This is a genomic window from Thalassotalea ponticola (assembly GCF_041379045.1).
GTDB classification, from domain to species: domain Bacteria; phylum Pseudomonadota; class Gammaproteobacteria; order Enterobacterales; family Alteromonadaceae; genus Thalassotalea_A; species Thalassotalea_A ponticola.
In genome coordinates this window covers 1771748-1785908 of sequence record NZ_CP166871.1, presented here as the reverse complement: position 1 = coordinate 1785908, position 14161 = coordinate 1771748, and the positions used below count along the sequence as shown (strand labels likewise).

7 protein-coding genes are annotated in these 14161 nt (G+C 45.6%); 6 read left to right on the top strand and 1 reads right to left on the bottom strand.

What is annotated here, in order from left to right; genetic code table 11:
- Positions 1-132: 132 nt before the first annotated feature.
- Entirely contained in the window at positions 133-2847 is a 2715-nt protein-coding gene (locus ACAY30_RS07670; protein ID WP_290251996.1) for a reprolysin-like metallopeptidase, read from the top strand.
- Positions 2848-2876: 29 nt separating this feature from the next.
- Here ACAY30_RS07670 and ACAY30_RS07665 read toward each other — a convergent pair whose 3' ends face one another.
- The gene (locus ACAY30_RS07665; protein ID WP_290251971.1) at positions 2877-3560 is read right to left on the bottom strand and encodes a DUF2982 domain-containing protein; all 684 of its coding nucleotides are present in this window, start codon (positions 3558-3560) and stop codon (positions 2877-2879) included.
- Positions 3561-3819: 259 nt separating this feature from the next.
- Here ACAY30_RS07665 and ACAY30_RS07660 point away from each other — a divergent pair, with 259 nt between their 5' ends.
- From ACAY30_RS07660 to ACAY30_RS07640, 5 genes are all read left to right on the top strand, one after another.
- Positions 3820-4164: a DUF4870 domain-containing protein gene (locus tag ACAY30_RS07660; RefSeq protein WP_290251970.1), complete on the top strand. Its 345-nt coding sequence runs from the start codon at positions 3820-3822 to the stop codon at positions 4162-4164.
- 365 nt (positions 4165-4529) lie between these two features.
- Positions 4530-7982 carry an exodeoxyribonuclease V subunit gamma gene (gene recC, locus ACAY30_RS07655; RefSeq protein ID WP_290251969.1) on the top strand — a complete coding sequence of 1151 codons (3453 nt, stop codon included), beginning with the start codon at positions 4530-4532 and terminating at the stop codon, positions 7980-7982.
- 4 nt (positions 7983-7986) lie between these two features.
- Positions 7987-11703: an exodeoxyribonuclease V subunit beta gene (gene recB / locus ACAY30_RS07650; RefSeq protein ID WP_290251968.1), complete on the top strand. Its 3717-nt coding sequence runs from the start codon at positions 7987-7989 to the stop codon at positions 11701-11703.
- A gap of 26 nt (positions 11704-11729) precedes the next feature.
- Entirely contained in the window at positions 11730-13655 is a 1926-nt protein-coding gene (recD, locus tag ACAY30_RS07645; RefSeq protein ID WP_290251967.1) for an exodeoxyribonuclease V subunit alpha, read from the top strand.
- Entirely contained in the window at positions 13652-14161 is a 510-nt protein-coding gene (locus ACAY30_RS07640) for a DUF3087 family protein (RefSeq protein WP_290251966.1), read from the top strand. Before recD ends, ACAY30_RS07640 begins: the two co-directional genes overlap by 4 nt.

The following is a 14161-nucleotide window of genomic DNA, read 5'->3' as shown; positions in this document are numbered from 1 at the left end:
CTTAGTTACATCACACCTGTTGTTGTCGTGTTCGCTAAGCTAGCGCACCGTTGTGGCAAGGTTTCTTAGTCTAAACTGAGTTTACTTTTGACATATATGAGAATAATAACAAGGTTTTTTCTGTTGTCGTTGGTGCTTTTTGTCAGCCGTGGTCCAATGGTATTTGGATACGAAGCGTTGTGGCAAAATAAACGCGATCTATCGTTGAGCAATAACGCAATAGAGTCCGCTGGCGACTCGCAACTCTCCTTGCAGCGACTATCTGAGTTACCTTTATCAACGCGCGCATCATCCTTGCGGCAAAAGGTCTTCAAACGATTAAACAGCTCGGTGGTAGACCATCCCAGTGCGATTTATCATCAGCCCTTTGCGTCAATAAAGGCAACTCTCAGCAACGCCAGACCCGAGATCAGTCTACCCTTGGCATCAGGGCAACACATCACTGTTGCGCTGCGAAGAAATCGCGTAATACCAACGAGCATGCAAACAAGATATCCGGATATTCAAAGTTTTGATGGTGTCGATGTCCAAACCGGACAGACTATTGCTAGTGTCGTTATCAGTGGCAATAAGCTCTATGCCAATATCACTCACGGCAAAACCACCACCTATATTGACGCGTTGGACCATGAATATTACTACGTTCGTGACAAGTACCCGCTGGACGATGATCAAGAGCGGATAAAAGACCGAACCCTGCGATCTCGAGAAGGTAGCGACGATCTGGCGCACAAAGCGGGCGAATTACACGCGGTAAAGAAGACCTATCGAATTGCCTTTGCTACGACGTACGAGTACAGTCGATTTTTCGGCGGTGATAAAAACGATGTGTTGGCCGCATTGGTAAATTTGGTTAATCGCATTAACGTTGTCATGCGTCGCGACTTAGCAATCGACTTTGTCCTCGCTGAGGACAGCGATTTCGCTTTTTTTGTCGACTCAAACGACCCATTTGCAAATGACGACAGCGATATTTATGAAGCGCCTTATGTGCTGGCGACCTATGTAGGCAATGACAAATTTGATCTCGGCCACGTATTAACAACGACAACCGGCGGTATTGCCGGCGTTGGGGTGGCGTGTGACGATGATCTGTTTAGTTTAGGCGAGTATGCCCAAGGAGCGTGGAAGGCTGCGGGTGCCAGTGGCAATAATTCACCGGATCTGGATAGCTTTTACATCGATTTTGTTGCTCATGAAATCGGCCATCAGTTAGGCGCCGAGCACAGCTTTAACGGCGTCAGTGGTACTTGCTCAGGTAATCGGGTGGCAAATTCAGCCTTTGAACCGGGCAGTGGCTCAACAATTATGTCTTATGCCGGCCTGTGTGATGATCAAAATATACAGTCGTTTGCCGATGACTATTTTCATATTCATTCGGTGCTTGAGGTGCGGCAATACTTAACGGCTGACCGCTATGGTATTGGCAACAGCTGTGGCGTTAGTTGGCAAGAGGAGAATCAACAGCCAACGATAAGCGCAGAGCAAAGTATAGTGATCCCAGCAAATACACCATTTGTTTTAAGCGCTAAGGCAGACGATGGCGATGCCGATCAATTGACCTATAACTTTGAACAATACGATTTAGGTCGACAAACCAATAGTCGACAAGCGATGATAGACAACGGTGATAGTCCGATATTTCGCTCGTTCGTACCGTCGACACGTCCTTATCGTTATTTTCCTTCACTGCAAAGTATCGTCAGTGGGCGTTTGCAGCCGGGAGAAAGCTACCCGACCACAGAGCGGACGATGAACTTTAAAGTCAGCGTTCGAGATCAGCAAGGTAACCTCAGCTATGCAACTGTTAGCGTTGAGGTGGATCCTAGTGCGGGACCGTTTACGGTCGATAGACCAAGTAAAAATACCGTATTAACGGAGCAAGCGACAACCGAAGTTGTATGGCAAGTCGCCAACACCGACAGCGGTAATGTACAGTGCAAATACGTTGACATCACCTTGTCTGCCAACGGCGGTGATAGTTTTGCCTATCCACTATTGACCGATACCAACAACGATGGTCGGGAGACAGTGTCACTGCCAGCGATAAGCAGTAGCGATACGTTAATAAAAGTTGCCTGTAGCACCTCGTCATTCTTTGCCTTATCAACACCTTTTACCTTAAATAATCAATCAACACAGAGCATCGTCCCGGTAATCAGTGGGCAACGCCGCATCGTCATTAACGAAGATCAAACCCTAAGCCTTGATCTCAATGATATTATCGTCGACGACGATGACAGTCAGTACCCAGAGCAATTTACGGTTACGGTGTTAAACGGCGATAATTACAGCAATAGCCGAGTTCGCGGGATCAATACCATAACCTTTCCTAGCGATCAAAATGGCATCGTAGAGATTTTTGTTAAGGTTAACGATGGTGTAAACGACAGCGAGGTGTTTGTTTTACAAGTATTTATCCAATCGGTAAACGATGCCCCAGAAGCGAACGACGATGAATTTGTGGTCTTATCAGCCTCCAACGATGAGGTTTTCGACGTACTCGCCAATGATACCGATGTCGATCTGCTTACCTCTGATGATGAGCAATTGCGCATTGTTGCAATAGACTACAATGGCCCAGCAAGCGTGCGTATTGAAGGTGACTACATCGTTTATAACGGCAATGGGGCTGCGCCGAGTAAGGCCCAATTTAACTACACCATAGAGGATGCTCTCGGAGCTCAATCAACCGCCACCATTCGAGTGCGAACTAATGCCGAAACCGCAGACAAAGCATCGGCGGGCGGCGGCTTATCGATGGGCCAGGTGGTTTGGTTATGGCTCCTTGTTGTATTGAAGGTAACGCACAAGTTATTGCGCTGTAGCGGTAAACGACCCACATAACGGTTAGCCATCAATACCTATCACCCGTTTTAAGGGTTACGCTGGTAGGTATTGATGGCGTGATAATGACATTGTTTTAACAGTGATAAAAATTCATCTTCACTGCGATCAAAACTGTCTTTCGGTAAAAACAGGTGATAACCATACGCCCGCTGTAATACACAACACTGATGTAAAAACGCTGCCACAGGGCCTTTTATGGCGTTTTGGTTTAACACAAAGGGGTCAAAACAGATGATGCCATCTTGGAAGGTAATATCACCGCGTTTAATAGCCAGCACTAACAGCTGCTTTTGCTCGTGAACTAATTTGTTGGCAAGGCGAGGTGATATCGACTTGGCTAACGCGTCCAAGTTGTGTAGTTTAATGCCGATATATGGCAGCTCAATACGCTGTAACTGTATGTCGGTGTGCACAAGTCCTAAGCGTTGGATATCCTGCCATGGTAATCGCCATTGCCCCCATGGGTGATGATATTGCAAGTGTTCTGGCATGAGGGTATAGCTGTTATGGGGTTGAATGTGTTTCAGATAGCCGACTAAAAATACAATTAATGCGGCCATGTTAATCAGTATCAGCTGTATTTTATATTGTTGCCAAAACAGCAAATCAATCACGAAACAAACAATTAATAACGCGCCACCTAACAACATTAACGACAGTCGGTTGCGACGGGATATGGGTTGAATGTGTAAAACCTTACTTTTCGTCATAACCTAAACGCTTAATTTTATTAACTCCAGACTTGCAAAATGGATACTTTTTTCCATAGTTATAATAGCGTATATATCAGCTAAGATTGCATAGGGGTTTTTGATCTTTGCTGTCCAGTGTATTCATTTAAAAGTATTTTTTCATTGTTGCAGGTCATATGCAACAACCATACGTTTATCACTGCGCTCGATTAAATCCGTTTTAATTTGAGCAAAAATCGATACGACAAAACAACCTAGTAGCGTAGTAGGAGTCGCCATGAATTATCAACAGTCAGAGCACCATATCGCCACAATTGATGCACGCGCCATCGCCGTGATCAGTTATTTGAGTATTGTCGGCTGGGTGATAGCACTATTGATGCACGGTCGCAACCCGAGCGAGTGCTCGGCGTTTCATTTACGCCAATCACTGGGCTTGTTTTTGACTTGGGTGGTGCTGAGTTTTATCCCAGTCATTGGTTGGTTGTTGGCGGTACCACTGTTTGCTTTATGGGTCATAGGTATCTACCACGCGTGGACTAAACAACAGCTTTATCTGCCATTGCTCGGCAAGTGGTTCGACGAGAGCTTTAACAGTTTGATCAGACGGCATCACGGATAAATCACCTACAGCTATAGAGCACCGTTTCCTACCTTTTCTAGAATATCACGGTGGACCATGATTGGTACGTGTACGGGCCGAAGTTCGTTCACCTTTCGCTGCGCTTAGATTAACCACTCTGTAATTCAAAAAAAAATACCGACATCATTGCACAACGCGCCATCGAGTTTCGCGACATTCACAGCAAGTGTTAGCCTCTCAGCAAAGCGCAGACGACTTTTCAAAATAGTGGCATCACATACATATATTGATTTTTACTCAGATTGTATGGCGATAACACCAGCTATTGGCGCACCCCCTCTGGCGTATTATCGACTGGTGTGATTTAATCGCATCAAAGGTATTATTTAGATCGGGATGTTGACTTGTTTTATATTTATCCGGCCAACCGCATGGAAGACTTGTTGAGTTTATTTTTAAAGATTCGACAGCTTAAACCGCTACCTATTCTGGCTAAAGAAACGGTTATGGTGCAAAGTCAGGGATTACAGCATTGGCTGAACATGGAAGTCGCAAAGGCTAATAGGATCAGTATGAACAGCGATTTTGTTCTTCCTGCGCAGTATTTGTGGACGCTGTTGAAAACCTTGTGTAAGGAGCAATTTCCCGAGCAATTGCCTTACTCAAGGGAGGTGTTGAGTTGGCGCATCGATGCGTTGTTACAACAGAGCGAGGTAATCGCCGATGAGGCATGCCTTGAAGCGACCGATTACTGGTATAACAGCGGTAACCAGCAAGATTTGCGGCGTTACCAATTAGCTTGTCAGCTCGCCGATTTGTACGAGCAGTATTTGATCTATCGACCTGAGTGGTTAGCCAAATGGCGCAAGGGTAAACACGTCGCCAGTGATGATCAGGTGTTTAACCAAGCGCAGCGCTGGCAATGTGCGATTTGGTTCTATCTACAACAAGATATCCCGTACGATCCCAGTCAACTGATGACAATCGCAACTAACAATATTGAACACTTGAGTCATCTGTTACCGCAACGCATATCCTTGTTTGGCATTAACGCTTTAGCCCCGATGTGGCTCGAGTTTTTAGAGTTATTAGCCGATTATACCGATGTTCACGTATTTCATCTCAATCCGTGTTTTGAATTTTGGTCAGATGTACAAACCGACAAAGCGAGAGCGAAGCAGGCCTACTTGCAACAGTTGGGCAAGTGGCCTGAAGACATCATAGATGGACACGCAGTTAACCCATTATTGGCTAATTTAGGTCAACAGGGAAGAGAGTTTTTGTCGTTATTACACGGTGTAGAAAATATCGAAATCCCGCTCTACGACCAATTGTTTGAATCAACGCCAGATAAGGCGACACAGGCGTCGGTGTTGATGCATTTACAGCGCGATATTCTCACCCTGCACGATGCCAGGGAGTCACCACAGGCACGATTTGATGATTCAGTGGTGATCACCAGTGCGCACAGTGCACTGCGCGAAGTACAAGGCTTACATGACTACCTACTTCACCTGTTTAACAATGATCCAGACATCACGCCAAAGGATGTTATTGTTATGTGTCCGCAGGTCGAGGCGTATGCTGCATACATCGATTCGGTGTTTGTGCGCGGTTGGGACGATATCGGTGAAGGGGTGCCACCGCTGCCGTGTTCTATTGCCGATCGGGTGAGTAAAGAAAGTGAACCATTAGTGCATGCGTTTAGTGAGTTATTGTCGATGCCTGATAGCCGCTTTAGTGTTGCTTCGATTCTGTCACTGTTAGAGCTTAATAGCGTGCGGCAGCGATTTGGATTGAGCGTTAACGATGTTGAACGAGTCCGCGAGTGGTTAATCCATGCCAATGTGTATTGGGGGCTCGACGCAGAGCACAAAAAAACGTTGCTGCAATCAGATCGACAAACGTCTCAGTTTACCTGGCAGCAAGGGTTGTCGAAATTGCTGCAAGGCTTTGCTTATGGCGATCGCGACACTTTGTTACGAGGAGGGGTGGTGCTAGCCGATGTAGAGGGTAACGATGCGTTAATATTGGGCAAGTTAATCCTTTTTCTCGAACAATTACAACACATGCAACGGGTGATGCAAACGCAAAAAACGCCTGAGCAGTGGTATCAATTTTTAACCCTACAAGTACAGCGCTTGTTTGCTGATTCTGACGACGATAACGGCTTGAATATTATCCATCACGCGCTGGAGCAACTGCAACACTATGTCGATGAAGCTAAGTATGAGCATGTGGTAGATTGGTCGGTGGTTAGCGATTTCTTAAATCACCACTTTTCACAACCTGATCCAGGTCGTCAATTTATGATCGGTCAAATTACCTTTTGTTCTATGATGCCGATGCGTTCGATCCCATTTAAGGTGGTCGCTATATTAGGGCTAAACGACGGTGAGTATCCTCGACAAAGAATACCAGTTGGTTTTGATCTAATGCAGTTGAGTGACGCTAAAATTGGCGATCGCTCTCGTCGAGGTGATGATAAATACCTATTTTTAGAGGCGCTTATCTCGGCGCGGCAACACTTGTATTTAAGTTATCAAGGACGCGATAGCAAAAACAACAATGAACGCCAGCCCTCGATTGTTCTACGCGAGTTAATGGAGTATTTGCAAAGTGGTTATCAGTGGTCATTTGAGCAAGGTGACAACGACGGGCTAAGACAATTGCCTTTACAGGCGTTTGCAAAGCAGAACTATAGCATAAGCAATCGATTTGCCAGCTTCGATCAAAACTGGTTAGCGTTGACACAAAAGTCAGAGCCGATAAGTGCTGAAATGTCGTCAGGTGATTCAACTAGTGGAACCGTTTTGGTATCCAACGCGGAGCTATCGCTCAGTCAACATAGCACCTCAACCGATGTAACCTTGCCAGTGACCGTTGATCTTGACCAAGTCATTGAATTTTTTAAACACCCGACGCGCTACTTTGCGCAACGCCAGTTAAAGCTGTATTTTGAACAAACGAATACGTTGATCGATGATGTCGAGCCATTTCAAACCAATGCGCTCACCAGTTACCTGTTTAAAGGAGATGCTTTAGCCCTTGCACTGACAACCAATAAGACTCCGGCGTTTGTTGAACAACAGCAATTTGCCGCGCTGTCTGGTGAATTTCCCGATGTGCCATCGCTAGCTGAAACGCTACAACAATGGCAAGATCAAATGCTCGGATTTGCCAACACCTTAACCTCGCATTTAAAGGTGGTGACCAATAATGATCAATTATCAATAGATCACTTCGATAACGAACAGCGTCACCAAGTGACCTTAACTACTGAGCAGGGTGAGATTTGCGTGCAGGGTAGTGTTGCCACTTTGCGCAGTGAAGATAAAATCTTCTGTGTTGACTATCGACACGCGTCGACAAAGGGCAATGATTTAATGAAGCTTTACTTACAGCATTTATTGGTGCAAGTAAGTCATACCGATCATCGTGTGACAAGTTATGGTTACTATTTTCATCAAGCAAAGCAGGGCAAAGAAGACAGCGTCGCGATTGTTCGTCTTGAGCCTGTCGAGGATGCCAAACAACAACTGTTGCAGTTTGTCAAAACGTTTTTACTTGGTCAGCAACAAGCACTGTTAGTTGATGCATCGATGGCGTTTGATTTAATGTGGAAACGACAAGCGTTTAATCCAAAGCCGCCTGAACAACCGCGCTTTGAAAAATACTGGCAAGGGAGTGATTTTGGTCAAGTTGCGAGTATCGGTGAAGACCCCTATCGGCGATATTTTTTCCAACAATGCCCGGATATAGAAGCCTTGTGGGCTGAGCTATTAACCTTGTATGCACCGATGTTTTCAGGGATCACAATGCAACTTATTGGCGTGGCACAACAGAGCAGGGATTAAGTAGATGCAGATTTTAGACGCCCATATTATTGACTTACACGGTTCACACTTAATCGAAGCCAGTGCTGGTACAGGTAAAACATTCAATATTACCCGTTTGTATTTACGTTTGTTGTTGGAACGACAGTTAACCGTAGAACAAATACTGGTTATGACGTTTACCAAGGCGGCAACAGAGGAAATTCGCGGTCGCATTGATGCATTTTTGCGCGAGACCTTGGCGCATTGGCAAAGCTATAGTCAAGATCCAAACAACCCGTATTTTTATCACTTAGGTCAACAATTTGATCAGCACTATGTCGATGCGGTAATCAAACAAGCGTTAATAAATCTCGATCAAGCGTCAATTTATACCATTCATGGCTTTTGCGCTCGGGTTCTCGGCGAACAAGCTTTTGCTTCTGGCTTGAGTTTTTCAACCGACATGGAAGCTGACGATAATTACTTTTATCTCCAAGCCACTCAAGATGTGTATCGGCGTTTAGCCAAAGAGCAAACCGATGACTACCAGTTGCTCACGACACACTGGGCAACACCGGAGCAGTTTATTCAGGCATTTTTGCCAGTGCTGCGCAGTGAACAACAGCCCAGTATCGACACTGTCGCAGATTTTACTGAAGCCATTGGTGCTCAAGCTCGGCTAGCCAATGACGATTTGTGCCAACACGAGGCGTTAATTTATACCCATCTTATTGCCAGTAAAAAGGGCAAGCAATTACAAGCAAGGCAACAGGAATGGGAGCAATTATTGGCTTTTACGGCCAAACTTGGTGGTCTTACTGAGCGCGCAAAAGACGATCAGCAAGCGTGTGTTACAGCGCTGCAACAAGTAATTTCTGAACCGGTTGACTTCAAGTTTATCGCGGCCAATCGGCTGCCAAAAGGCGAAGACAAAAGAGACGTTAAACAGCAACTACAACATGCTTTTAAATCGTCAGAACGGCTTAAAAAACAAGTGGACGGGCTATCACAAGCGTTAGCAAAGCTGGAGGTTTTTAGCTTGTTGTTAAGCTTGATAGCTCGAATACAACAGGATGTGTCAAACAGCAAGAGACAGCACAATGTTTTGAGCTTTGATGATTTAATTGCACGCTTAAGCGATGCTTTAGAAAATGAGCATGAACACCTGTCTAAGCCGTTAACCGACTTATTAAGGCGGCAATATCCTGTCGCGCTTATCGATGAATTTCAAGACACCGACCAACGTCAATTCAGTATATTGCAGCATCTCTACTTATCTCAGACCAAGCCTGAGCATTATGGCGTGTATTTAATCGGCGATCCCAAACAAGCGATTTACGGCTTTCGCGGTGGCGATATCTTCACCTATTTAAAGGCCAGTACACAAGTTGGCAAACGCTGGGTCATGGACACCAATTGGCGCAGTTCCAGTGCGATGATTGCCGGCTATAACCACCTGTTTTACGGTAATAGCCTAGATGCTACTGGAAAGGATGTGTTTGGGTTTGGTATTGATTATCAGCCCGTTAAACCTTCGCCGTTTGCCGACCGGAAAAACTTGGTTGATAGCAGTGGTTATCAAGCACTGCAATTCATTGAGTTTAGTGATACCGAAAACTACCAGTATCGAAACAACGTCAAGAGTGAATACCGACAGGTTGTTGCCACCTGGTGCGCACTTGAAGTTAAACGCTTACTCGCCAGTGCCCACCTCCAAGGCGGGTCGAAGCAAAGGGTCGTGGCCGCTGATATAGCGCTTTTGGTGAGGGATTCTCGCGAAGCTGGTGAAATGCAAGACGCATTGAACAATGTCGGTGTCGCCAGTGTGTACAAGTCGCAACGAGACAACTTATTTGAGTCTGAAGTGGCGCTACAATTTATTACCGTACTTGATGCCATCATTCACTATCAAGACGACAAGCGTTTTATCGGAGCCTTGGCGACCCTCTACTTTGACTTTAGCGCTGAGCAAATCTCTGCTTTGCAATCGGATGAAGGTCTGTATGAGCGCACTAAACACGGATTTTTACAATTGCATAAACTGTGGCTCAAACGCGGTTTTATGGCCATGGGGCTGAAATTACTTCACGAGTATTACCCTAAACACAAAGCGACTAATGAGCGACAACTGACCAATATCATTCATTTATTTGAGTTGTTGCAGCAGGCGTGGCAACGGATGCGGCAAATGCCACAATTGGCCTCGTATTTAACCGAGCAATGTCATAATCCATTATCACAAGTAGCAGAGCTGCGTTTGGAAAGTGATGCAAACTTAGTACAAATTGTAACCCTACACGGCTCAAAGGGATTGGAGTACCCCATTGTTTTCGTCCCGTTTGCGACACGTCACAAAGACCCGCTTAAGTTCGGCTTAGTCAATAAAACTGTGCTTAAATATCATCACCAAGAGCAAGGAACTAAATGGCATCTCGGCGAGAATGAAGCAGTTCAACGGCAAACGGCGAAAGAGCATTACAGTGAAGATATACGCTTGTTGTATGTGGCAATAACGCGTGCTCAGTATCGCTGTTATCTGCCCCTTGTAAAATATGAAAACTACCATTTGTCACCGCTAGGGCACACTTTGAAAATGGCCGAGCAAGAGCACTTTAAAGATGCACTAGCGCCGTTGTTAACCGATGACAGTGGTGTTGGTTGGGCTGATGATCGCCAAATAATGAGAGACGCGGTGAGTGTAGATGAGCAACCAATAGAAGACACCCGACTGCCTGCGTTTACGGGCCGAATTGAACGCGATTGGTGGCTAAGCTCGTTTTCAGCACTGACCCGCAATATGCGTCATTTTGGCCGCCTCGATGCCGAACGCGATCAAGGTGAGCAAACTGATGTCGGTAGTGCGGGACAACAAGATGTACGCTTTTCATTCCCCAAGGGCGCGAAAACCGGTAATTTGTTGCACGACATTTTAGAGCACAGTGATTTTAACCAGGTCAATTGGTCAACACAGGTATCGGGACATTTACATCGCATAACCAATTTACCTCCAACATTTGAACCGCAGTTGTTTTATCAATGGCTAGACGAGATTGTTGCCACGCCGTTAAGTGAACAGCGACTTAGCTTGTCGTTGTTGAGCAAATCGCAAACGCTAAAAGAGGCGGAGTTCTACTTTCCCATGGAAACCGTCGACACACAGTCGTTTCAATGGTTAGTCAATCACTTTCGTCAATATTACTTGGGCATAGCTCAAATAGAATTTAAACCGTTTTTATTAGCCTCGGCGAGAGACCTTCAAGGTATGATGCACGGTTTTATCGACTTGATCTTCGCCACCGATGTCAACCAACAACAACGAGTTAAATATTATCTGTGTGACTATAAGTCGAGTCACCTTGGCGATGAGATGAGTCACTATCAAACGGCTCAGTTGACCAAACACATTATCGCCCATCACTACGATGTGCAATTTCTCATTTACGCGCTAGCGCTGCATCGCTATTTGGCAGAGCGTCTGGATAACTACTTGTTTGAAGAAGATTTTGGCGGTGTGTATTATCTGTACCTTCGGGCGATGTCTGATAAAAACACGAAGCGCGAAGGGGTGTTTTTCCACCCTCTTTCAGGTCAGTTAATTGACGCACTGGACCGAGTGTTTCGAGGTCAACCTCTGAGCGACGAATGCAAACAGCGACTCGTTGAAGACGGCCTTGCATACCGGGCCAATAACGGCGAAAGCGAACTAACGCAAACGCCCGCTAGTAACGATGATGATCAACAGCAGTTTGAGCTGTTTTAACCCAGTTTAGGTAATAGGGAAACGCCATGACAATAGTAGTGCCCGCGCTAAGTAATTCAGCCTTAGAACCAGTGTATAGGGATTATTACCATGCCTGTGAAACCTTGGCTGGAATTGAAGCTATTGATTATTACAGCGGGCTTAGTGTCATTGATTCACTGGTCGCTGGCGAGCATCGCATTGACCAACATCAATACCAACAGTTGTTACATTTGGTGATGGCGCTATTACAAGCGCATCGTCAAGGTCACAGTTGCACGTCGGTAAAACAGCTCAGCGCTCAGCGTTGGTTTGTTGACGATTTGAGTGCTTCTGAGCGAACTGTTGTTGAGCCAAAGCAAGGCTTTCGCTTTGCCAGCTTTGAACAACTCGACACCTTGTTGATCCAGTTTTTTAGCCCTGATCAACAAAGTGAATTACTGGTTTATGAGTACGGTAATCTGTATTTACGGCGTTACTATCGCTTTGAAGTGGAAGTGGCCAATGCCATTAACGATAAGTGTCACCGGTTAGTCGATGTCGACGAGGCTCGTTGTCAAGCCATTATTGAACAGCTGTTTGAAGATTCGGATGGAAACACGATTGATTGGCAAGCGGTCAGCGTTGCTAATGCGTTGAATAAATCGCTAGCAATTATTGCCGGTGGTCCTGGTACCGGAAAAACGTATACGGTGACCAAGTTACTGTTGGCGTTATTGATGCTAGATGAGTCACTCCACATCGAGATGGCAGCACCAACAGGTAAAGCTGCCCAACGCCTGAGTGAATCGATTGTAAGTGCCGTAAACGGTTTTCAGCAGCAGACTCAATACGCTCCAGAGTTGTTGGCTAAAATTCCAACTCAGGCTTCAACTATCCATCGATTACTGGGTTTTATACCTAACTCAGTCAACTTCAAGCACAACGAAACAAATCCGTTACTATGTGATGTGTTGTTAATTGATGAGGTTTCGATGGTCGATCTGGCGATGATGAGTCGGATTTTTAGAGCGTTAAAACCAACTGCACGGATCATCATGCTCGGCGATGCCAACCAGTTACCGTCGGTTGCAACGGGCAGTGTGCTTGCCGATCTGGCGCCCTATGGGAAGACCCAGTTAGGTGGCAAAAACTTGACCTGGTTGACGTCGCTTGCGAGCAACTTTAGCGCCATTGATGCACATCAACAAAGTCTCGATTATTTGTGTTACTTAACGTACAGCCGACGTTTTCGCAGTGATGGCGGTATCGGGCAATTGGCGGCATGCGTTATTAATGGCGACGCCGAAAAGGGCTGGCAGTTGATAAGCCAAGGCGACGAAGAGGTAGCGTGGTCGGGGAGCGACAATTTTTATCAGTACCTAGTTGGTTTGGTTAATCGATATTACGTTTCCCTGTTGCGCTGTGATGCACTCGATGAGGCGTTTGCGTTGCTCGATGGTTTTAGAATTTTATCGCCTGGGCGCAATGGAGAATACGGGGTTGACCATATTAATCAGAGCGTTGAACAAATTTTACAAAGTAAGGGGCTAGTGTACGATATCAATAAACCGTACCATGGCAAGCCGATTATGATCACTGAAAATCATTACCCCACGGGGTTGTACAATGGCGACATCGGTTTACTTTGGCAAATTAAAGGGCAACCGCTTGTTGCCTATTTTCAGGATGGCAATGGCTACCGACGGGTGCCGCTAGCTCGCTTACCCAGTTACGAGACGGTGTTTGCGATGACGATTCATAAAACTCAAGGTTCTGAGTTCTCACGTGTGGCCATGGTGGTGAGTGATATGCATCAGCGTTTATTATCAAGGGAACTCTTGTATACCGGGATCACTCGTGCTAAAAAGCACATCGAATTATATTGTCGTCAGTCGGTCTTTGAGCGTTCTGTATTGACAAAAGTGAATCGAGCGTCGGGGTTGACGGCGCGAATTATCAATAAATCGAGTGAAACAACGAACCAGCCATGAACATAGAAAAAATAGATAAGCAGCGTTATCGCAGCCATTTGAATCGCGTTATTGTGGTATTTATCCTTGGTTTTGCGAGTTTGTCACTGGCGATTAGCCAAGGCCTGATAACGGTGTTGCAACGTCAAGGGGGAGATAATTTCTACCTCAATATCTTGGGCGTAGCAATGGCACTACTGATATCTTTGTCGCTTATACATCGATACAGGCATCATCCGTTTATGCATGAAGTACACTATGTCTGGCGACTTAAACAGCAAATCAACGCAATCTATCGCAAGTTGGCCAAGATCAAGCAACGAGCCTATCAAGACAACGACATAAACGCGTTAATCACCTTGGCGTTTTACTATCGCGCGTGCGAGCAGTTATACCATTTGGATGATAATACCATTACCCTTGATTCACTGATGCGAGAGCAAAACCGCTTAAACGAACATCTCAGTTGTTTGGCACTGAGCGTTGATAGCACACAATACCATCAAGACATGCTCAGCCAACTGTAG

Excerpts from the sequence above, each read along its gene's own strand:
- ACAY30_RS07665 (WP_290251971.1), bottom strand. The coding sequence starts at position 3,560 with ATGACGAAAAGTAAGGTTTTACACATTCAACCCATATCCCGTCGCAAC.
- ACAY30_RS07660 (WP_290251970.1), top strand. The coding sequence starts at position 3,820 with ATGAATTATCAACAGTCAGAGCACCATATCGCCACAATTGATGCACGC.
- recB (WP_290251968.1), top strand. The coding sequence starts at position 7,987 with ATGCAGATTTTAGACGCCCATATTATTGACTTACACGGTTCACACTTA.
- recD (WP_290251967.1), top strand. The coding sequence starts at position 11,730 with ATGACAATAGTAGTGCCCGCGCTAAGTAATTCAGCCTTAGAACCAGTG.
- ACAY30_RS07640 (WP_290251966.1), top strand. The coding sequence starts at position 13,652 with ATGAACATAGAAAAAATAGATAAGCAGCGTTATCGCAGCCATTTGAAT.